General features: G+C 66.7%; 19 protein-coding genes. 11 read left to right on the plus strand and 8 right to left on the minus strand.

Annotated elements, in window-relative coordinates; genetic code table 11:
* Positions 1-278: 278 nt before the first annotated feature.
* The 7 genes from dnaQ to corA all read left to right on the plus strand — a co-directional run bounded on the left by dnaQ (position 279) and on the right by corA (position 6,578).
* On the plus strand, positions 279-989 hold the full coding sequence (gene dnaQ, locus ACY3GB_RS19760) for a DNA polymerase III subunit epsilon (RefSeq protein WP_463090962.1): 711 nt from the start codon (positions 279-281) through the stop codon (positions 987-989).
* Positions 990-993: 4 nt separating this feature from the next.
* Positions 994-1,680 carry a 2-C-methyl-D-erythritol 4-phosphate cytidylyltransferase gene (gene ispD / locus ACY3GB_RS19765; RefSeq protein ID WP_463090237.1) on the plus strand — a complete coding sequence of 229 codons (687 nt, stop codon included), beginning with the start codon at positions 994-996 and terminating at the stop codon, positions 1,678-1,680.
* A gap of 15 nt (positions 1,681-1,695) precedes the next feature.
* Positions 1,696-2,172 carry a 2-C-methyl-D-erythritol 2,4-cyclodiphosphate synthase gene (ispF, locus tag ACY3GB_RS19770; protein ID WP_463090238.1) on the plus strand — a complete coding sequence of 159 codons (477 nt, stop codon included), beginning with the start codon at positions 1,696-1,698 and terminating at the stop codon, positions 2,170-2,172.
* A 219-nt stretch (positions 2,173-2,391) separates the two neighbouring features.
* Positions 2,392-3,051, plus strand: a complete 660-nt coding sequence (rpiA, locus tag ACY3GB_RS19775; protein ID WP_463090240.1) for a ribose-5-phosphate isomerase RpiA — start codon at positions 2,392-2,394, stop codon at positions 3,049-3,051.
* Positions 3,052-3,166: 115 nt separating this feature from the next.
* Entirely contained in the window at positions 3,167-3,871 is a 705-nt protein-coding gene (gene phoU / locus ACY3GB_RS19780; RefSeq protein WP_021476968.1) for a phosphate signaling complex protein PhoU, read from the plus strand.
* Positions 3,872-4,012: 141 nt separating this feature from the next.
* On the plus strand, positions 4,013-5,506 hold the full coding sequence (gene ppx / locus ACY3GB_RS19785; protein ID WP_463090963.1) for an exopolyphosphatase: 1,494 nt from the start codon (positions 4,013-4,015) through the stop codon (positions 5,504-5,506).
* 7 nt (positions 5,507-5,513) lie between these two features.
* Positions 5,514-6,578, plus strand: coding sequence for a magnesium/cobalt transporter CorA (gene corA / locus ACY3GB_RS19790; RefSeq protein WP_463090241.1), 1,065 nt, complete (start codon positions 5,514-5,516; stop codon positions 6,576-6,578).
* A 57-nt stretch (positions 6,579-6,635) separates the two neighbouring features.
* Here the strand turns inward: corA and pncA are convergent, their stop codons facing one another.
* Positions 6,636-7,268: a bifunctional nicotinamidase/pyrazinamidase gene (gene pncA, locus ACY3GB_RS19795; RefSeq protein ID WP_168227234.1), complete on the minus strand. Its 633-nt coding sequence runs from the start codon at positions 7,266-7,268 to the stop codon at positions 6,636-6,638.
* Positions 7,269-7,395: 127 nt separating this feature from the next.
* Here pncA and ACY3GB_RS19800 point away from each other — a divergent pair, with 127 nt between their 5' ends.
* Both ACY3GB_RS19800 and ACY3GB_RS19805 read left to right on the plus strand, forming a co-directional pair.
* Positions 7,396-9,741 carry a heavy metal translocating P-type ATPase gene (locus ACY3GB_RS19800; protein WP_463090242.1) on the plus strand — a complete coding sequence of 782 codons (2,346 nt, stop codon included), beginning with the start codon at positions 7,396-7,398 and terminating at the stop codon, positions 9,739-9,741.
* A gap of 36 nt (positions 9,742-9,777) precedes the next feature.
* Positions 9,778-9,987 (plus strand): heavy-metal-associated domain-containing protein, encoded by a 210-nt coding sequence (locus ACY3GB_RS19805; RefSeq protein ID WP_046157292.1) that lies wholly within the window; start codon positions 9,778-9,780, stop codon positions 9,985-9,987.
* A 58-nt stretch (positions 9,988-10,045) separates the two neighbouring features.
* On the opposite strand, the gene ACY3GB_RS19810 is transcribed toward ACY3GB_RS19805, so the two are convergent.
* The gene (locus ACY3GB_RS19810; RefSeq protein ID WP_463090243.1) at positions 10,046-10,363 is read right to left on the minus strand and encodes a DUF190 domain-containing protein; all 318 of its coding nucleotides are present in this window, start codon (positions 10,361-10,363) and stop codon (positions 10,046-10,048) included.
* A 111-nt stretch (positions 10,364-10,474) separates the two neighbouring features.
* Positions 10,475-12,379 (minus strand): M14 family metallopeptidase, encoded by a 1,905-nt coding sequence (locus tag ACY3GB_RS19815; RefSeq protein ID WP_463090244.1) that lies wholly within the window; start codon positions 12,377-12,379, stop codon positions 10,475-10,477.
* 275 nt (positions 12,380-12,654) lie between these two features.
* On the opposite strand from ACY3GB_RS19815, the gene ACY3GB_RS19820 reads away from it, so the two are divergent.
* On the plus strand, positions 12,655-14,523 hold the full coding sequence (locus ACY3GB_RS19820) for a S9 family peptidase (protein WP_463090245.1): 1,869 nt from the start codon (positions 12,655-12,657) through the stop codon (positions 14,521-14,523).
* A gap of 50 nt (positions 14,524-14,573) precedes the next feature.
* Here the strand turns inward: ACY3GB_RS19820 and chrA are convergent, their stop codons facing one another.
* From chrA to lgt, 5 genes are all read right to left on the minus strand, one after another.
* Positions 14,574-15,767: a chromate efflux transporter gene (gene chrA / locus ACY3GB_RS19825; protein WP_463090246.1), complete on the minus strand. Its 1,194-nt coding sequence runs from the start codon at positions 15,765-15,767 to the stop codon at positions 14,574-14,576.
* Between the two features lie 62 nt (positions 15,768-15,829).
* A complete protein-coding gene (locus tag ACY3GB_RS19830; protein WP_463090247.1) occupies positions 15,830-16,537 on the minus strand; it encodes an amino acid ABC transporter permease in 708 nt (235 codons plus the stop codon).
* Positions 16,519-17,259: an amino acid ABC transporter permease gene (locus ACY3GB_RS19835; RefSeq protein WP_463090248.1), complete on the minus strand. Its 741-nt coding sequence runs from the start codon at positions 17,257-17,259 to the stop codon at positions 16,519-16,521. The genes ACY3GB_RS19830 and ACY3GB_RS19835 overlap by 19 nt, the downstream gene beginning before the upstream one ends.
* Positions 17,260-17,335: 76 nt before the next feature.
* Positions 17,336-18,139, minus strand: coding sequence for an ABC transporter substrate-binding protein (locus ACY3GB_RS19840; protein WP_463090249.1), 804 nt, complete (start codon positions 18,137-18,139; stop codon positions 17,336-17,338).
* Between the two features lie 183 nt (positions 18,140-18,322).
* Positions 18,323-19,174 (minus strand): prolipoprotein diacylglyceryl transferase, encoded by an 852-nt coding sequence (gene lgt, locus ACY3GB_RS19845; protein ID WP_463090250.1) that lies wholly within the window; start codon positions 19,172-19,174, stop codon positions 18,323-18,325.
* A gap of 197 nt (positions 19,175-19,371) precedes the next feature.
* Between lgt and ilvD the strand changes: the two genes are divergently transcribed.
* Positions 19,372-21,228, plus strand: coding sequence for a dihydroxy-acid dehydratase (ilvD, locus tag ACY3GB_RS19850; RefSeq protein WP_463090251.1), 1,857 nt, complete (start codon positions 19,372-19,374; stop codon positions 21,226-21,228).
* The last annotated feature ends 61 nt before the right edge of the window (positions 21,229-21,289 follow it).

Raw genomic sequence — 21,289 nt, forward strand, 5'->3', positions numbered from 1 at the left:
AGAATAAATTGTCTTTTATTGATCGATTCGGGCGGGATTTCGAGACGGACCGATGAGCCGCCGCGCAGGCGGACAAGCTGGCGCCAACGTGATCCGTCAGGATCGCGCCGCCGTCGCGGTCGCCAGCCGGCTGGACCGGGCGCCCTCCGCGCAAGCTTCTGCGGCGGGGAACCGCGCCTCGCCCAGACGCGGCGAGATGGACAGCCATCGCAAGTGGTAGAATGAGACGGTTGCGTATGCATTGGATAGATTGGAATTTACATTTGACGTCCAACCGAATGATCATTCTCGATACCGAAACCACCGGTCTCGATCCGCAGCAGGGCCACCGCATCATCGAATTCGCCGGCCTGGAAATGGTCGGCCGCAAGCTGACCGGCAAGCACCTGCATCTTTACATCCATCCGCAGCGGGAGATCGATCCCGATGCCCAGCGCGTGCACGGCATTTCGCTGGAGTTCCTGGACGGCAAGCCGGTGTTCTCCAAGGTGGGGCAGGAAATCGCCGATTTTCTGCGCGGCGCCGAGCTGATCATCCACAACGCGCCTTTCGACGTCGGCTTCCTCAACGCCGAGTTCGCCAAGATCGGCATCGAGCCGATCGACAAGCTGTGCGCCAACGTGATCGACACGCTGCGCGAAGCGCGCGACATGTTCCCCGGCAAGCGCAACAGCCTGGACGCCTTGTGCGACCGTTTCGAGATCGACCGCTCCAACCGGACGCTGCACGGCGCGCTGGTGGACTGCGAGCTGCTGTCCGAAGTCTATCTATGGATGACGCGCGGCCAGGAAAGCCTGGCGATGGACATCGAGGTGGAGCTGCCCGGCGACGCCGGCGCCATCCAGTTCGAGCGCAAGCCGCTGAAAGTGCTGGCCGCCAGCGAGGCCGAAGAGGCCGAGCACCAGGCTTATCTGGATGTGTTGGACAAGACGGTGAAGGGCGCCTGCGTCTGGCGCGGCCTGGAACAACCGGCGCAAGCGGGGGATTGAGGCGATGGCCAGAATGATCGCGCTGGTGCCCGCGGCGGGCTCCGGCAGCCGCTTCGGCGCGCCCAGCCCCAAGCAATATCTGCAATTGAACGGCAAGCCGCTGATGTGGCACACGCTGGCCACGCTGGCGGCGGTGCCGGGCGTGGACGAAGTGGCGGTGGTGGTGTCGCCGCAAGACGAATGGTTCGACGGCTTCGACTGGGATCTGCCCAAGCTGTCGGTGCGCCGAGTCGGCGGCGCCAGCCGCGCCGAAAGCGTGGCCAACGGACTGGCCGCGCTCGCCTGCGCCGAGGACGACTGGGTGCTGGTGCACGACGCTGCGCGCTGCTGTCTGTCGGTGGCGGCGGTGGAGCGCCTGATCGCCGCCTTGTCCGGCCATGAGGTGGGCGGCCTGCTGGCGCTGCCGGTGCCGGACACCGTCAAGCGCGCCGACGCCGACTGCCATGTCGCCGCCACCGTGCCGCGCAACGGCCTGTGGCTGGCGCAGACGCCGCAGATGTTCCGCGCCGGGGTGCTGGAGAACGCGCTGCGCGGCGTGGCGGCAGAGGACATCACCGACGAGGCGGCCGCCGTCGAGCGCCTGGGGCTGAAGCCGCTGCTGGTGGAGGGCGACGCGCAGAATTTCAAGGTCACCTATCCGCGCGATCTGGCGCTGGCCCGCGCCATCCTGGCCGCGCGCGAAGACTACTGAACAGCAAGGAAGAACATGTTTCGCATCGGACAAGGCTACGACGTGCACCAATTGGTGGCAGGCCGCCCGCTGATCCTGGGCGGGGTGGACGTCCCGCACGACAAGGGCCTGCTCGGCCACTCGGACGCCGACGCGCTGCTGCACGCGATCACCGACGCGCTGCTGGGGGCGGCCGCGCTGGGCGACATCGGCCGCCATTTTCCCGACACCGCCGCCGAGTTCAAGGGCGCCGACAGCCGCGCGCTGCTGCGCGAGGCGGCGGCGCGGGTGCGGGCGGCCGGCTGGCGGCCGGTCAACGTGGACAGCACGCTGATCGCGCAAAAGCCTAAGCTGGCGCCGCACATCGACGCGATGCGCGCCAATATCGCCGCCGATCTGGGGCTGGATGTCGGCGCGGTCAACGTCAAGGGCAAGACCAACGAAAAGCTGGGCTATCTGGGCCGCTGCGAGGCGATAGAGGCGCAGGCCGTCTGCCTGCTGATGCCAGTCTAGCGCCGCTGCCAAAAATACTGGTCCTGCGCCGGGTCTCCGCGCCGCGCGGCTTGAATGGCCTGCCTGGCCGAGCCCCGGGCCAGCAGGATGATCAACTTGCTCCGCAAGATTTTGGACCAGCGGCCAGGCGTCATGCCGGCGCAGTCCGCTTGTGGGATAATCGCGCATCATCGCTCATGCCGGGCATGGGCGGCACAACACCAACCAGGAGGCCCCATCATGCTGACCCAGGATCAACTGAAACTCGCCGTCGCCAAGAAGGCGCTGGAATTCGTGCCGGAAGACGCCATCATCGGCGTGGGCACCGGCAGCACCGTCAATCTGTTCATCGAGGAACTGGCCGGCATCAAGGGGCGCATCAAGGGTGCGGTGTCCAGCTCCGAGGCCTCCACCGCCCGGCTGAAGGCGCATCACATCCCGGTGTTCGACCTGAACGAGGTGGAGAAGCTGCCGGTGTATATCGACGGCGCCGACGAGATCAACCACCACCTGCACATGATCAAGGGCGGCGGCGCGGCGCTGACGCGCGAGAAGATCGTCGCCGGCGTGGCCGACGAGTTCATCTGCATCGCCGACGAGCTGAAGTACGTGGCCATGCTGGGCACCTTCCCGCTGCCGATCGAGGTGATTCCGATGGCGCGCAGCTATGTCGCGCGCGAGCTGGTGCGTCTGGGCGGCCATCCGGAGCTGCGCCAGGGCGTGACCACCGACAACGGCAACGTGATCCTGGACGTGCACGGCCTGCAGATCATGAAGCCGGTGGAGCTGGAGGAAGTCATCAACCACATCGCCGGCGTCGTCACCTGCGGCCTGTTCGCCCGCCGCCGCGCCGACGTGCTGGTGTTGGGCAAGCAGAGCGGCGTGGAAGTGCTGCGCTGAGGCGAATCCTGTCCGTCCCGGCCGGCTGGACGCGGCCGGGCGAAGATGGCATGTCACGCGGCTGTCATCTGCTTGTCTTACAATTTACCATTTTCGCGAGATTCCCGAGGCAAACATGGCAGAACACATTTCCAAGCAGTTCGATCTGGAGCTGGAAACCATCCGTACCCGTGTGCTGCAGATGGGCGGCCTGGTGGAGCAGCAGATCCTGTCCGCCGTCGATGCCCTGATGGCCGGCGACGTGCCGCGCCTGGACAAGGTGATGGCCGAGGACGCGCTGGTCAACGCGATGGAAGTCGGCATCGACGACGACTGCCTGCACATCATCGCCCGCCGCCAGCCGGCCGCCAGCGATCTGCGCATCGTCTTCACCGTGATCAAGATCATCACCGATCTGGAGCGCATCGGCGACGAGGCGGCCAAGATCGCGCGGATGGGCAAGACCATCCACCAGTCCGAACGCTTCCAGATGCCGCGCTTCCGCGAAATCGAAAAGATGGCCGACGTGGCGCTGGCGATGCTGCGCCGCGCGCTGGACGCCTTCGCACGGCTGGACACCAGCGCCGCGCTGGAGCTGGCCGAGGAAGACCAGCGGCTGGACGAGAATTTCGCGTCCGAGCTGCGCCAGCTGATCACCTTCATGATGGAAGACCCGCGCACCATCAGCATGTCGATCGACACGCTGTTCATCTCCAAGGCGATCGAGCGCATCGGCGACCATGCCAAGAACATCTCCGAATACGTGGTCTACCTGGTCAAGGGCAAGGACATCCGCCACACCACGCTGGAAGACATCAAGCGCGAAACCATGGGGCGCTGAGCGGCGCGGTCCGGACATGACGCTGAGCGCAAAATGGCGGTAACATCTCGCGGTTACCGCCATTTTGCTTGCCGGGCGCGCCGGGCGTTGTTCGCTCCGCTGCGGCCCCGCGGGCGCAACCGAACAAGAAAAGGGGTGTCCTTGACACACGCCACGCCCCCGCACACCGTGCTGGCCACCATCGATCTGGGTTCCAACAGCTTCCGGCTGCAAGTGTCCCGCGTGGTGGACGACCAGCTGTACGCCCTGGACGTGATGAAAGAAACCGTGCGCCTGGGCGCCGGCCTCACCGCAGACAAACATCTGAACGACGACACCCAAGAGCGCGCGCTGGCTTGCCTGGCCCGCTTCGGCGAGCGGCTGCGCGGCTTCGTGCCGGCCCAGGTGCGCGTGGTCGGCACCAACACGCTGCGCGTGGCCAGGAACGCGCCAGCCTTCATCGCCGAGGCCGAAGAGCGGCTGGGCTTCCCGATCGAAGTGATCGCCGGACGCGAAGAGGCGCGGCTGATCTACCTGGGCGCCGCCCACTCGCTGCCGGACACCAAGGAGCGCCGGATGGTGGTGGACATCGGCGGCGGCTCCACCGAATTCATCATCGGCAGCCATTACAAGGCGCTGGTCACCGAAAGCTTGCCGCTGGGCTGCGTCAGCTACACGATGCGCTTCTTCCCCGACGGCAAGCTGACCCGCGGCAATTTCCGCGACGCCACGCTGGCCGCCCGCAACGAGATCCAGCGCATCCGCCACGAGTACCGTCCCAGCGAATGGCAGCTCGCCGTTGGCACCTCCGGCACCGCGCGCTCGCTGCGCGACGTGCTGGAGATCAACGACTGGAGCCGCGCCGACATCACGCTGGCCGGCATGGAGCAGCTGCGAGAAGTCTTGATCAAGCAGGGCAGCATAGACGCGGTCAAGGTCAACGGCCTGAAGGCCGACCGCGCGCCGGTGCTGGCCGGCGGCCTCGCCATCATGATCGCGGTGTTCGAGGAGCTGGAAGTCGAGAAGATGATCGTCACCGAGGGCGCGCTGCGCGACGGCGTGCTCTACGATCTCTTGGGCCGCCAGCGCGAGAAGGATATGCGCGACAGCACGGTGGCGTTGTTCAAGCGCCGCTACCACGCCGATACGCAGCAGGCCGAGCGCGTCAACCAGTTGGCCGAGCGCCTGTACCGGATGCTGGCCGGCGAGGACGTCGACCAGGACATGCTCAAGCGCCTGTCCTGGGCGGCCAAGCTGCACGAGATCGGCCTGACCATCGCCCACACCGCCTACCACAAGCATTCGGCCTACATTCTGCAGAACGCCGACATGCCGGGCTTCTCCAAGCGCGAGCAGGCCACGCTGGCCGCCATCGTGCTGGGCCACCGCGGCGACATGGGCAAGATGGCGCAATACATCAGCCAGCCGGCCTTGTGGCAGGCGGTGGTGGCGCTGCGCGTGGCGGTGCTGTTCTACCGCAGCCGCATCAACGCCGCGCTGCCGGCCGAGCTGGACCTGAGCCAGCACGCGCGCGGCTTCACGCTGTCGCTGAGCGGAGACTGGCTGGAGGCCAACCCGCTGTCGGCCAGCAGCTTCCAGCAGGAAGTGAGCCAGTGGAAGAATGTCGGCTTCCAGCTCGACATCGTGCAGAAATAGGCCGGCCATGCGCCATCCGGAACTGAAGGAAAGGCTGCCGACGCTGGGCGAGCAGGCGGGGACGCTGCTGCCGGTGGGCGAGGCCAAGCACGCGGGCACCAAGCTGTCTTTGTTCGACTTCTGCGCCGACGAGGCGATCGAGCTGGCCGACCTGCCGCTGGCCAATCTTGCCAGCTACCGCCGCCAGGGCGAGGTGCTGTGGCTCAACGTCTACGGCCTCGGCGACGCCGCCGCCATTCAGGCGATAGGCGAGCGCTTCGGCCTGCACCCGCTGGTGCAGGAGGACATCCTCAACGCCCGCCAGCGGCCCAAGCTGGAAGATTACGAAGACTATCTGTTCCTCGCCTGCCGCGTGTTCGATTACCAGCAGGGCGGGCGGCTGCAATCCGACCAGATGTACCTGGTGCTGGGCGACGGTTTCGTGCTGTCGTTCCAGGAGAAGCCCACCGGCGTGTTCGAGCAGGTGCGCGAACGGCTGCGCAAGGGAAGAGGGGCGTTGCGCAGGCGCGGCGCCGACTACCTCGCCTATTCGCTGCTGGACGCCATCATCGACGACTACTTCGGCGTGCTCGGCCAGTTCAACGACAAGGTGGAGCGTACCGACGGCCAGCTGCTGTCCGGCCGCGACAACGGTGTGCTGCGCCAGATCCAGCGGCTGAAGCGCGATTGCCTGAAGCTCAGGCGCGCGCTGCTGCCGCTGCGCGAGGTGCTGCTGTCGCTGAACCGCGGCGACGAGGAGCGCTTCGGCGAGGATACCCGCGTCTACCTGCGCGACGCCTACGACCACGTGGTCCACGTGCTGGAATCGCTGGAGATGAACCGCGAGATGGTCGGCGACATGATGGACCTCTATCTGTCCACCCAATCGCACCGGCTCAACCTGCAGATGCGGGTGCTGACGGTGATCACGATGATCTTCATGCCGCTGACGCTGATAGCCGGCATCTACGGCATGAACTTCGAATACATGCCGGAACTGAAGTGGCACTACGGCTACTTCATCGTGCTGCTGGCGATGGGCGGCATTTCCGCCGGCATGAGTTGGTGGTTCTGGAAGCGGCGCTGGATTTGATCCGCTAGCGGGGAGGGCAAAACGGGGAGAGCGGTTCTCCCCGTTTTCATTTCGGGCTCACACCTCGTCGGAGCGCAACCGCTTGACGCCGGCTTGGCGCATCTTCATCCAGGCCTCGGCCAGCGAGCCGTCCATGTCGATCGCGCGGCAGGCGTCTTCCACCACAAAAGTCTCGAAGCCGGCGGCGCGGGCATCGATGGCGCTCCAGGCGACGCAGAAGTCGGTGGCGAGGCCGGCCAGCCAGACCTTTTTGACGCCCAAAGCGTTCAAGTAAGCGGCCAGGCCGGTGGTGGTGGCGCGGTCGGCCTCGACGAAGGCGGAATAGCTGTCCACCTGCGCGTGGACGCCCTTGCGCACGATCAGTCGGGCGTGCTCGGTCTCCAGCTCGGGGTGGAAATCGGCGCCATGGCTGCCGGCGACGCAATGGTCCGGCCACAGCGTTTGCGGGCCATAGGGCAGGTCCAGGCTCTGGAAGGGCTGCATGCCGGGATGGCGGGAGGCGAACGACACGTGTCCGGCCGGATGCCAGTCCTGGGTCAGCACCACGTTTTCGAACAGCAGCGACAGGTGGTTGATCAAGGGCACCACTTCGTCTCCGCCCGGCACGGCCAGCTCGCCGCCCGGACAGAAACTGTTCTGCACATCCACCACCAGCAATGCGCAGTCGGCACCATAGCGTTTCAGGGGCATGGGACTACCTTGTTGTTGTCGTCTTCCATCTTGTTAACACGGGCGAGCGCGCCGGTAAAGGGGGAGCGAGGCTTTCCACGCTTGCGTTTAATACCCCATGGGGGTATAACGAGGGTAGGAGGATGCGATGACACAATCCCTGTTGACGCTGCCGGTCGCCGGCATGAGCTGCGCCGCCTGCGCGGCTCGCATCGAGAAGCAGCTGAACCGCATGGACGGCGTGGAGGCGGCGGTCAGTTTCGCCAATGAAAGCGCCCAGCTGCGCTACGACCCGGACCAAACCAAGCCGCAGCAACTGGTGGACGCCATCGTCCGCTGCGGTTTCGACGTGCCGCGCCAGACGCTGGAGCTGGACATCGGCGGCATGAGCTGCGCCGCCTGCGCGGCGAGGCTGGAGAAGGCGCTGGGCCGGCTGCCCGGCGTGGAGGCCAGCGTCAACTTCGCCGCCGAGTCGGCGCGTATCGATTACCTGCCGGGGCTGACGGACCGCGACCGGGTGCTGGAGGCGGTGCGCAAGGCCGGTTTCGAGCCCTCGCCGCACGAGAATGGCGGCGACGGGGCGGAGGCCGCGGCGCGCTATCGCCGCGAGCTGGCGTGGTTCGCCGCGTCGGCGCTGCTGACGCTGCCTTTCATGGTCGAGATGGCGGCGATGTTCGCCGGCGGCCACCATGGCTGGCTGCCCAGGATGTGGCAGCTGGCGCTGGCGACGCCGGTGCAGTTCATCATCGGCTGGCGCTTCTACCGCGGCGCCTGGCAGGCGCTGCGCGGCGGCGTCGCCAATATGGACGTGCTGGTGGCGCTGGGCACCAGCATGGCCTGGCTGCTGTCGGCGGCGGTGACCCTGCTGGGTCTGGAAGACCAGCACGTGTATTTCGAGGCCAGCGCGGCAGTGATCACGCTGGTGTTGCTGGGCAAGCTGCTGGAGGCGCGGGCCAAGGGCAAGACCTCGGCGGCGATCGCCGCGCTGGTGAAGCTGGCGCCGCGCACCGCCCGCGTCGAGCGCGATGGGGAACTGGTCGAGGTGGCGGTGGACAAGCTGCGGCGCGGCGACGTGGTGGTGGTGCGCCACGGCGACAGCCTTCCGGTGGACGGCGAGGTGGTGGACGGCCAGGCTTGGCTGGACGAGAGCATGCTGACCGGCGAGAGCCGGCCGGTGGCCAAGCAGGCGGGCGACAAGGTCTACGCCGCCACCCGCAACCAGGATGGCATGCTCAAGGTGCGCGCCACCGGCGTCGGCGGCGACACCCAGCTGGCCGAGATCGTGCGCATGGTGGCGGCGGCCCAGGGCAGCAAGGCGCCGATCCAGCGCCTGGCCGACAGCATCTCGGCGGTATTCGTGCCGGCGGTCAGCGCGGTGGCGCTGCTGACCTTTTTATTGACCGGCTGGCTGGAAGGCGACTGGGCGCAGGCGCTGATCCACGCGGTGGCGGTGCTGGTGATCGCCTGCCCCTGCGCGCTGGGCCTGGCCACGCCGACCGCGGTGATGGTGGGCGTGGGCAACGGCGCGCGCCGCGGCATATTGTTCCGCAACGCCGCCGCGCTGGAGCAGGCCGGCAAGGTGGACGTGCTGCTGGTGGACAAGACCGGCACGCTGACCGAGGGCCGGCCGACGCTGCGCCACGCGCTGGCACTGGATGGCGACGAGAACCGCTTGATCCAGCTGGCCGCCAGCGCCGAAGCCGGCTCCGAGCATCCGCTGGCCCACGCCTTGCTGCAGCGGGCGAAAGAGCGGGAACTGCCTTTGCTGGCCTGCGAGCGTTTCCGCGCCGATGTCGGCAACGGCGTCGAGGCCGCGCTGCCGGGCGCGGGCATGGTCAAGGTGGGCGTGCCGTCCTGGATAGGACTGGCGCTGCCGTCCGAGGCGGCAGCCTGGCCGCTGGAGGGCAATACCGTGGTGGCGGTCAGCCTGGACGACAGGCCGCTGGGCCTGCTGGCGCTGTCCGATCCGCTGCGGGACAGTTCAAAGGGCGCGGTGAAAGCGCTGCGCGGCTTGGGCGTCAAGGTGGTGATGCTGACCGGCGATCATGAAAGCACCGCGCGCAGCATCGCCGCAGAGGCCGGCATAGATGAATGGCGCGCCGGCATGAAGCCGCAAGACAAGGCCGATGTGGTCAAATACTGGCAGCGGCAGGGGGGCAAGGTGGCGATGCTGGGCGACGGCGTCAACGATGCGCCGGCGCTGGCGGCGGCCGATGTCAGCCTGGCGATGGGCGCCGGCTCCGACGTGGCGATCGCCGCCGCCGACATCACGCTGATGCACGGCGACCTGGCGCACGCGGTGGACGCCATCCGCCTGTCGCGCGCCAGCCTGGCCAAGATCCGCCAGAATCTGGCCTTCGCCTTCGTTTACAACGTGCTGGGCATTCCGCTGGCGGCCGTCGGCATGCTGAACCCGGTCATCGCCGGCGCGGCGATGGCGGCGAGCTCGGTGTCGGTGGTGTCCAATTCGCTGTTGCTGCGCCGCTGGCGCTGAAGCTTGCAATCAACCCTTACCACGATGGAGATGAACATGGCAGAACTGATTTTGAACATAGACGGCATGACCTGCGGCGGCTGCGTGAAGAGCGTGACCGGCTTGCTGAGCGGCATGGCCGGCGTCAGCGACGCCCAGGTGAGCCTGGAGGACAAGCAGGCGCGGGTGGCCTACGACGCCGCGACGGTGTCGCCGGAGGAGTTGGCCGCAGCGGTAGCCGACGCCGGCTTCGATGTGACGTTCTGATTTTCCGCGTCGTGACCACCCCGCCAGGCCTGGGGGGCGGTCGTCGCCGCTCCCGGCCTTACTTCTCTCCCAGCATGCCGTACTCCACCGGCGTCTTCACGTAGAACACCTTGACGCCCTCGCCGCGCAGCCGGTCCAGCAGTTGCTCGGCCTCTTGCGCGCTGAGCGCCATCGTCACCTCTTCCGGCTGGTCCGCCAGTTCGAAGAAGCGGGCGGCGTGGATGCGGCGGTCGCCGCCGAAGCCCTCGCTAGCGGCGAACCGCGTGGCGCCGCCTATACCCAGCCTGCGGGCTTCCTGCAAGATCCATTCCGCCAGCGGCACGCCGTGATGGCGGTGTCCCTGCTGGGTGAAGAACGACAGTTGGTAGCCTTGCATCGCGGGGTCTCCAGGAGGCGGATCATGGTTGGGTCAGGCCGCCGGCGGGCTTGCCGTCCGCCGGCACCTGCATTGTAGACCCGGCCGCCACAGGGGGCGGCCGGAGCGTGCTCAGCGGATGATCCCCACCGGGTAGAGGTAGCGGTTGCTGTCGGCGAACGGCGTGCGCTCGTAGAACCAGTTGAGCCGGGCGTTGCGGTCCTTGGCGAACTTGGGGTCGGCCTTGAGTCTGGCGGCGAAGGCTTGGCGCAGCGCGGGGCTTTCCGCCAGCATGCGGCGCGCCATCGGCTCCATCACGTAGGCTTCCGGCGCTTCCGCCGAGGTCAGGTTGGCGTTGAAGAAGCCCCAGCTCAGGAAAGAGTCCGGGCTGGACGGCTCCAGCAGCACCATGGCCAGCGCGCCCAGCGGCTGATCGGGATCGATGACGACAGAGCCGGCCGGATAAGTGACCTTGCGCGCCATCGCCACCGGCTTGCCGCTGATCAGCAGTCGGCCTTCGTAGCCGGGAATCTTGTCGGCCGATTCGCGGTCCGGCTCGAACGGCGTGCCCAGCTTGACCTCATCCAGCCGATAGGCGGTGACGTCGAGCGCGGTCGGCTGCTCCAGCGTGCTCATCGCGATGCCGTGCGTCTTCAGCCTTTCTATCACTTCTTTCCACTGGGCTGGCACCACGTAGGCTTTGGGCCGCGCGACGACCAGGTCGGGCTCGGACTGCGGCGTGATCGGGATCTTGTAGTGCTGCGGCTGGTTGCTCCAGCGCACGATCTTGTCGCCGGTGATCGGCGATTGCGCCTTGTCGAATTTAACACCCTTGAAGTCCACCATCTGCGGCTGGCCGTCGGCCGCTTTCCAGGTCAGCGTCACGTCCTTGGGCCGCGCCGCGCGGTCCTGGGCGATGGCGGCGCGCAGGCTGTCCTTGTTGGCGGCCACACTTTCCAGGATGGCTTTGTACAGCGCGTAATTGCCCAGTACCTGCTGCTTGTACGGCTTGAGCGCGTGCAGCTCCACCAGGATGGCGGGGATGCCGCGCGCGTCGGCGTACTGGTTGGAGAAGCGCGCCAGGTCGCTGTAGTAGGGGTAGTAGCCCTTGCCGATGTCCTCGTTGTCGTTCATCGAGATGCAGACGTTGGGCTCGTGGCCGTAGGCGCGCAGCTCGCGGTAGACATAGGGCGTCATCACCTGGTCCATCCAGCGGCTGGACGCCGGCGACCAGCCCTGGCCGTTGTTGCAGTAAGTGACGTCGTACTGGTAGTTGACGCCGTCGGTGCTGTGGGTGTCGATGAAGAAGTCCGGCTGGTACTGGCCGAGCACGCGCGCCACGTTGCGGATCTCCGGGCTGTCCAGCTTGGCGAAGTCGCGGTTCAGGTTGAGGTTGCGGCTGTTGACGCGCCAGCCGGTCTCGTCGGGGCCGTTCTGGTTGATGCGGCCGTACTTGCCGTAGCGCACGTCGCCGTCGATGTTGACGGTGGGAACGAACAGGATATTCACCTTGTCCAGCACGGCGCGTTGCGTGCCGCCGACGGTGAGGTCGCGCAGCAGCATCAGGCCGGCGTCCTTGCCGTTGGCTTCGCCCGGGTGGATGCCGGCTTCGATGTAGACGGTCGGCTTGCCGGAAGCCTTAAGCCCGGCGGCGGACTTGTCGGCGCTGCTGGACGCCACCGCAATCATGAACGGCCGACCCTCGCCGGTTTTCTCTTGTAGCTCGGTCAGCTGGATCAGGCCGGGCTGCGCCGCCGCCAGCCTTTGCAGATAGGCCAGCGTTTCCGGATAGGGCGGCGTGTGGGCGAAGCCGGACGCTTCCAGCGGCGTGGCCCACGGGTCGTCTTTGGCGGCGGCGAACTGCTGGCTGTTGCCGCTCCAGGGGATATCCGGCGGCAGCACGCGCTGGCCGGCTGAGTGGAGGAACTGGCCGGGATCGACGTAGTCGGGCGCGGCGGGCGAGGCGGGCGAGGCGGCGGCGGGCAGGCTGGCCAGCGCGGCGGCGAGAAAAGTCAGCGAAGGGAGGAGGCGGCTCATCGTATGCTCCGGGAGTGAGGATCGCGCCAGCTTACGCCTTGTGCCGCGTGTTTCGGATTGCCTGATCCATCCTGCTTGATGGCTGTCAAACGGGAGGTTTTTCCTGCGTTATTGCTGTGGTTTTTGCTATGAAAATTTTAATCAGTAAGAATTCCATTTGCATGTTGATGATGGGTTGCCCTGGCGGTAACATGATTTTTCCGCGCGCATGCCGCGCTTGGCGCCAGGCCGCAGCGATGGCCGGATTCCACGTCCTCACCAAGAAAGAAACCGCGTTGAAAACCAAAAACCTGACTATGCTGCTGGCGTCGCTGTTGTCCAGCTCCGTGATGGCGGCGGCGGACATCCCGCTGCGCGACTTTTTCCGCAATCCCGAGCAAAGCAACTTCACGGTGTCGCCGGACGGCAAGAGCGTGGCCTTCCTGTCGCCGTGGGAGTCGCGCCGCAACCTCGTGGTGCGTCGTCCCGGCCAGCCCGACAAGCGCGTCACCGCCATCAAGGACCGCGACCTGTCCGGCTATTTCTGGAAGGGCAACGACAGGCTGGTCTACGTCAAGGACAATGCCGGCGACGAAAACTTCCACCTGTACAGCGTGGACCTGAAAAGCGGCAAGACCCGCGACCTGACGCCGTTTCCCGGCGTGCGCGCCGAGATCGTCGATGGCCTGATCGACAACGACAGGCAACTGCTGATCAGCCTGAACAAGCGCAACCCGGAAATCTTCGACGTCTACCGCATCGACCTGCAAACCGGCAAGCTGACGCTGGAAGCGGAAAATCCGGGCAAGGTGGCCAGCTGGATCACCGATCACAAGGGCAATATCCGCATCGCGATCGAAACCGACGGCGTCAACAACACCGTGTTGTACCGCGACCAGCCCGGCGGCAAGTTCCGCAAGCTGATGACCACCAATTTCCGCCAGAACTTCTCGCCGCTGTTCTTCACTTTCGACAACCAGCGTTTCTACGCCGCCAGCAGCCTGGGCCGCGACAAGGCCGCCATCGTCGAATACGATCCCAAGACAGGCAAGGAGGCGAAGGAGATCTACGCGCGCCAGGATGTCGATGTCTCCAGCCTCGACTATTCGCACAAGCGCAAGGTGATCACCTGCGCCGGCTTCGAAACCGACAAGCCGGGCCGCGAGTGCTTCGATCCGCAATCGCGCGAACTGTACGCCAGGCTGCAGGCGCATTTTCCGGGCTACCAGGTGGACATCACCTCCGGCAACCGCAACGAAGACCGCTTCGTGGTGGCGGCCTGGAGCGACAAGACCCAGGGCAAGCGCTATCTGTATGACAAGAAGAGCGACAAGCTGACGCTGCTGGCCGAGATCACGCCCTGGCTGCCGGAAGACAAGATGGCCAGCATGAAGCCTATCCAGTACCGCAGCCGCGATGGCCTGACCATCAACGGCTACCTGACGCTGCCGCGCGGCAAGGAGGACGCCAAGGATCTGCCGGTGATCGTCAATCCGCATGGCGGACCGTGGTATCGCGACAGCTGGCGCTTCAATCCGGAAGTGCAGTTCTTCGCCAGCCGCGGCTGGGCGGTGCTGCAGATGAATTTCCGCGGCTCCACAGGCTACGGCCGCCAGTTCTGGGAGGCTTCGTTCAAGGAATGGGGCGGCAAGATGCAGGACGACGTCAGCGACGGCGTAGACTGGCTGGTCAAACAGGGCGTGGCCGATCCGAAAAAAGTGTGCATTTACGGCGGCAGCTACGGCGGCTACGCCACCCTGTCCGGCATCACCAAGACCCCGGAACTGTACCGCTGCGCGGTGGATTACGTCGGGGTGTCCAATCTCTTCACTTTCATGAAGACCATTCCGCCGTACTGGAAGCCGTTCCTGGATTCGATGTACGAGATGGTGGGCCATCCGGAAAAGGACAAGGATTTGCTGCGCGAGCGCTCGCCGGTGTTCCACGTCGACCGCATCCAGTCGCCGCTGCTGGTGCTGCAGGGGGCCAAGGATCCGCGCGTCAACATCAACGAGTCCAACCAGATCGTCGACGCGCTGAAGCAACGCGGCGTGGATGTCGAGTACATCGTCAAGGACAACGAAGGCCACGGCTTCCACAACGAGGAAAACCGTTTCGCCGCCTACGGCGCGATGGAGCGGTTCTTCAAGAAATACCTGGACTGATCGTCCGCAGCGCCAGCCATTTCAGCCCGCCGCCCTGCGGGCTGTTTCATTTACGGCGTCAGCCAACCCGCCGCCGCGCACAGGCCCACCACCAGCCAGGGCGGCAGCCGCCACGCGGTCAGCGCCAGCAGGGCCAGCAGCGCGGCGGCGAAATCGGCCGGCGCGCGCACCGCGCTGGTCCAGGCCGGCTGGTACAGCGCGGCCAGCAGCAGGCCCACCACCGCGGCGTTGACGCCGGCTAGCGCCGATTGGGCGCCGGGCGCGGCGCGCAAGCGGCGCCAGAACGGCAGCGCGCCGGCCAGCAGCAGGAAGCCGGGCAGAAAGATGGCGATCAGCGCCAGCGCGCCGCTTTGCCAGCTGCCGTTGCCGGCCGCGCCCAGAAACGCGGCGAAGGCGAACAAGGGGCCGGGCAGCGCCTGCGCGGCGCCGTAGCCGGCCAGGAAGACATCCCTGGGCACCCAGCCGCTGGCGACGGATGCGGCTTCCAGCAGCGGCAGCACCACGTGGCCGCCGCCGAACACCAGCGCGCCGCTGCGGTAGAAGGCGTCGAACAAGGCCAGCCGGTAGCCGGGCCAGGCCGCGGCCAGCAGCGGCAGGCCGGCCAGCAGCGCGAAGAACAGCGCCAGCCACAGCGCGCCGCGGCGGCGGCTGGGCGCCGGGGAACCGTCGGCAAGGGATGCGGCTGAGGCCGGCGCGGCCAGCCACAGGCGTCCGGCGGCGCCGGCCAGCGCGATGGCGGCCAGCGGCAGCCAGCGCGCGGCGATCAGCAAGGCCAGGCAGCAGGCGATGGCCATCAGCGTCAACCGCGGCCGGTCCGGACACAGCTGGCGCGCCATGTTCCACACCGCCTGCGCCACCACCGCCACCGCGGCCAGCTTCAGTCCATGCAAGACGCCGGGCGGCACGGCCTGGGCGTGATGCGCCAGGCCCAGCGCCAGCAGCAGCATCAGCAGCGCCGACGGCAGCGTGAAGCCCAGCCAGGCGGCCAGCGCCCCGGCCAGGCCGCCGCGCGCCATGCCCAGCGCCATGCCCACCTGGCTGCTGGCGGGGCCGGGCAGGAACTGGCACAACGCCACCAGGTCGGCGTAGTCGCGCTCCGGCAGCCAGCGGCGGCGTTCGACGAATTCGGCGCGGAAATAGCCGAGGTGGGCGACCGGGCCGCCGAACGACGTCAGGCCCAGTTTCAGGAAAACCAGCAGGATGCGCCAGAAGCCGCGGTCGTTCGCCGCATGGTTTGGATGCATGGCATGAAAGGGGGGAGAGGGAACCGCGTCACCTTAGCGGAAAACGCCGCCGGCTTGAAGCGCTACGGCTGCGTCCGCGGCTGCCGCCAGCGACGCTCGGCCAAGTGCCCGCCGAATTGCAGCAGGCCGCACAGCAGCAGGTAGCCGACGGCGATGGCGCTGAAGATTTCCAGCGGATACACCTGCTCGCGGTTGTTGACCTGGGTGGCGACGAAGGTGAACTCGGCGACGCCGACGATGTAGGCCAGCGAGCTGTCCTTCAGCAGCGACACCCACTGGTTGACGAAGGAGGGCAGCATGATGCGCAGCGCCTGCGGCAGGATCAGCCAGCGCAGCGTCTGCCAGCGGGAGAAGCCCAGCGCTAGCCCGGCGTGCCATTGGCCGCGCCCCACCGCCGTCAGGCCGGCCAGCACCGCCTGGCCCAGATAGGCCGAGTGGATCAGCGCCAGCGCCAGGATCACCGTCGCGAGGCCGGGGATGTCGACGCCGAACAGCAGCGGCAGCAGGAAATAGCACCAGAAGATCAGCATCAGCACCGGAACGGCGCGCAGCACCGCGGTGGCCGCCGTCAGGACGCGGCGAAGCATGGGGCCGCCCATCAGCTGGGCGATGCCCAGCGCCAGTCCCAGAAGGCTAGCCAGCAGCGCGGCGGCCAGGCTCAGCGCCGCGGTCAGCAGCAGGCCGCCAGGCTCGCCGCCGGACAGATTGCCCCACAGCAGGTAGTCGAGATTGTCCTGTATCACCGGCGGGATCATCGCAATGTTCTCCATTCAGGCTCCGGCCGCTGGGCCAGCAATTGGGTGATCAGCACCAGCGCCAGGTAGAGCGCGGTGGCGGCGGCGAAAGATTGAAAGGCCAGCAGCGTTTCGGTTTCCACCTGGCGCGAGGCGTAAGAGAGTTCGGCCAGGCCGATCGCCATGGTCAGCGAAGTGTTCTTGACGATGGCGGTGTACTGGCCGACCAGCGGCCGCTTCACCAGCTGCCAGGCTTGCGGCAGCACCACCAGGCGCAAGACCTGCCAGCCGCTCATGCCCAGCGCCCGCGCCGCCAGCCGCTGGCCCTTGGGCACTGCGTTCAGCCCGGCCTGCAGTTCGCCGCTGATGAAGGCGGCGCTGTACAGCGTCAGCGCGGTGAAGGCGGCCAGGAATTCGAACGACGGCCACGGCAGGGCCAGACCGAAGGGCAGCGCCAGCGCGCGCGGCGTGTTCAGCCAGATTTTCGCTTCGTCCGGCAGCAGGCCGGACACGCCGAAATACCACAGCAGCAGCTGCACCATCAGCGGCGTGTTGCGGTGCAGGCCGACGAACAGCCGCGTCGCCAGCCGCAGCGGCCGCGGCGCGCCGTCCTGCAGCGCGGTCAGCGCGATGCCGAGCAGGCTGGCGGCGGCGATGACCAGCAGCGACAGCCAGCCGGTCAGCAGCGCGCCCTTGCCCAGCCAGACGAGATAGTGCGGCTCCAGCCAGTTGTGGCCGAGCCAGGCGGGTGGGGTCATGCGGTTTTCTTCCTACAACATGAAACGGCAAAACCGCCGGGGGAGCCGGCGGTTGCGATGCGGGACAAGCCTGGGATCAGGCCGCGTCGCCGATCTTGAAATCGCGCGGCAGCGGGGCCTTGGTCTTGGGGCCGAACCAGCGGTCGTAGATCTTGGCCGCGTCGCCGCTCTTTTCCAGTTCGCGCAGCGTGTCGTTGACTACCTTGGTCAGCCGCGTCTCGCCCTTGGGCAGGCCGATGGCCTGGAATTCGCGGGTCAGCGTGAACGGCGCCAGTTCGTACTTGGCCTTGTCCGGCGCGTTGGCCAGCAGCGCGGCCAGCTTGGAGCCGTCCTGGGTGATGGCCTGGACGTTGCCGTTGCGCAGCGCGGTGAAGGCCAGCGGGGTATCGTCATAAGCGACGACGGTGGTCTTCGGGTACTTGTCGCGCAGGTAGACTTCCTGCGTCGTGCCCTTGTCCACGCCTACCCGCAGGCCGGCCAGCTGTTCCGGTTTCTGCAGCGCGCCCTTGCGGACGATGAACTGCTGGCCGGAGGCGAAATAGGGCAGGCTGAAGTCCACCTGCTTCTTGCGCTCGTCGGTGACGGTGAAGTTGGCGGCCACGATGTCGGCCTTGCCGGACACCAAGAGCGGCACGCGGTTGGCCGGGTTGGTCGGGATCAGCTGCAGCTTCACGCCCAGCTTCTTGGCGATGTGCTGGGCCACGTCGACGTCCAGGCCGGAAATCTGGCGGGTCTTGGCGTCCAGGAAGCCGAACGGCGGATTGCTGTCGAAGGCGGCGACGCGCAGCACGCCGGCTTTCTTGATGTCGTCCAGGCGGTCGGCCAGGGCGGCGGTGGAGGTCAGGGCAACGGCGAGTGCGAGGGCAATGGTCTTTTTCATGGCGAGCCTTGTAGGGTTGTTTGCCGATGTGAAGCTGATTGCCGCCATCTTACCCGAATGAATTAATATCCAGAAATTATAAAAAATTAGTTATATATTCCTGAATTTGTTTTAAAGCCGGCGTGTCGCGTTTGCCGGGCGCAAAAAAGGCCGGGATGTCCCGGCCCTTCGCATCGAAAACGCTCAGCCCTGCTTGCGCCGGCCGAAGAAGACAAGCAGCGCCACGCCGATCACGATCATCGGCAGGCTCAGCCACTGGCCCATGCTGATCACGTCGGACTTGCCGAAGATGCCGGCATCCGGGTTGCGGAAGTATTCGCTGATGAAGCGGGCCAGGCCATAGCCGATCAGGAACAGCGCCGACACCTTGCCGGTGGCGCGCGGCTTGGCGCTGTAGATCCACAGCGCGCCGAACAGCACGATGCCTTCCAGCGCGAACTCGTACAGCTGCGACGGATGGCGCAGCAGGCCGCCGTACTGCATCAGCATGTTCATCAGGTCGGCCGATTGCTGCGCCTCGGCGATGTCTTCCAGCCGCGCCTGCGGAAACAGCATCGCCCATGGCAGGTCCGGGCTGGCCACGCGGCCCCACAGCTCGCCGTTGATGAAGTTGCCGACGCGGCCGGCGGCCAGGCCCAGCGGCACCAGCGGCGCGACGAAGTCCGTCAGCTGCCAGAAGCCGCGGCCCACCTTGCGGCCGTAGATCGCCACCGCGATCAGCACGCCGAGGAAGCCGCCGTGGAAGGACATGCCGCCTTTCCACACCATGAAGATTTCCAGAGGATGGCTGAAATAGTAGCCGGGCTGGTAAAACAGCACCTCGCCCAGGCGGCCGCCCACCACCACGCCGACCGCGCCGTACATCAGCATGTCGTCCAGCTGCGGCACGGTGAGCACGTCGTTGCCGTTTTTCAGGCGGTATTTGCCCATGGTGAGGAACAGGGCGAAGCCCAGCAGGTACATCAGGCCGTACCAATGAATGGCCAGCGGGCCCAGGTGGATGGCCACCGGATCGAACTGAGGATGAATCAGCATTTGTCAGTGATGTGCGTTTGCGGTAAAAGAAATGTGACGAGATTATACGGAAAGCGTTCCCCGCCGTCGCGCCGCTTACCCGCGGCGATGCGGCATCCTGGTTGGTCCACCCGGCACCCGCGGACCGACCACCGCCAGCTTACCCTGCTGGCGTGACGGAACGGCGACCGGTTTTGTTTACAGATTAAGGAAGCATCATGCCTCAATACCGTTCCCGCACTTCCACCGCCGGCCGCAACATGGCGGGTGCCCGCGCGCTGTGGCGCGCCACAGGAATGACCGACGCTGACTTCGGCAAGCCCATCATCGCCATCGCCAACTCCTTCACCCAGTTTGTGCCCGGCCACGTGCACCTGCAGAACATGGGCCAGTTGGTGGCGAGAGAGATAGAAAAAGCCGGCGGCGTCGCCAAGGAATTCAACACCATCGCCATCGACGACGGCATCGCCATGGGCCATGGCGGCATGCTGTACAGCCTGCCCAGCCGCGACCTGATCGCCGACAGCGTGGAATACATGGTCAACGCCCACTGCGCCGACGCGCTGGTGTGCATCTCCAACTGCGACAAGATCACCCCCGGCATGCTGATGGCGGCGATGCGGCTCAACATCCCGGTGGTGTTCGTCTCCGGCGGGCCGATGGAGGCCGGCAAGGTGCAGTGGGGCAACGAAGTGCGCAAGCTGGACCTGGTGGACGCGATGGTGGAGGCCGCCAACAGCGCGGTGTCCGACGAGGACGTCGACCGCGTCGAGCGCTCCGCCTGTCCCACTTGCGGCTCCTGCTCCGGCATGTTCACCGCCAACTCGATGAACTGTCTGACCGAGGCGCTGGGCCTGAGTCTGCCCGGCAACGGCAGCCTGGTGGCCACCCACGCGGACAGAAAAGAACTGTTCCTCAAGGCCGGCCGCCTGATCGTCGAATTGGCCAAGCGCCATTATGAGGGCGAGGACTATTCCATCCTGCCGCGCGGCATCGCCACCAAAGAGGCGTTCGAGAACGCGATGAGCCTGGACGTGGCCATGGGCGGCTCCACCAACACCGTGCTGCACCTGTTGGCCGCCGCCAGCGAGGCCGGCGTCGATTTCAAGATGGCCGACATCGACCGCATCAGCCGCGGCGTGCCATGTCTGTCCAAGGTGGCGCCGGCGACGCAGAAATACCATATGGAGGATGTGCACCGTGCCGGCGGCGTGATCGGCATCCTGGCCGAGCTGGACCGCGCCGGCCTGATCCACCGCGACGTCGCCACCGTGCACAGCCCGACGCTGGGCTCGGCGCTGGAGCAGTGGGACGTGATGCGCCACGGCGAAGGCAGCGAGCCGCACCGCCTGTTCCGTGCGGCCCCGGGCGGCGTGGCCACCACCATCGCCTTCAGCCAGAGCATGCGTTACCCGACGCTGGACGACGACCGCGCCGACGGCTGCATCCGCGACCAGGCCCACGCCTACTCGCAGGACGGCGGCCTGGCGGTGCTGTACGGCAATATCGCCGAGCGCGGCTGCATCGTGAAGACCGCCGGCGTCGACGAATCGATACTGAAATTCACCGGCCGCGCCCGCATCTTCGAAAGCCAGGACGCGGCGGTGGAAGGCATCCTCGCCGACCAGATCGTCGCCGGCGACATCGTCATCATCCGCTACGAGGGGCCGAAGGGCGGTCCGGGCATGCAGGAAATGCTGTACCCGACCTCCTATCTGAAGTCCAAGGGCCTGGGCAAGGCCTGCGCGCTGCTGACCGACGGCCGCTTCTCCGGCGGCACCTCCGGCCTGTCCATCGGCCACGCCTCGCCGGAGGCGGCCGAGGGCGGCGCGATAGGTCTGGCGCAAGAGGGCGACACGGTGGAGATCGACATCCCCAACCGCCGCATCCACCTGGCTGTTTCCGATGAGGAGCTGGCCCGGCGCCGCGCGGAGATGGAGGCGAAAGGGCGCGACGCCTGGAAACCCGTCGGCCGCGAACGGGTGGTCAGCCCGGCCTTGCGCGCCTATGCGGCGATGACCACCAGCGCCGACACCGGCGCGGTGCGCGATGTGTCGCAAGTGGAACGTAAATAATCCACGGTAGGGTGTCGTCACCCCGCAGGGGCGACGCACCGGACATGATCGGATAGAGAAA

It is taken from the genome of Chromobacterium sp. Ag138 (assembly GCF_055181315.1).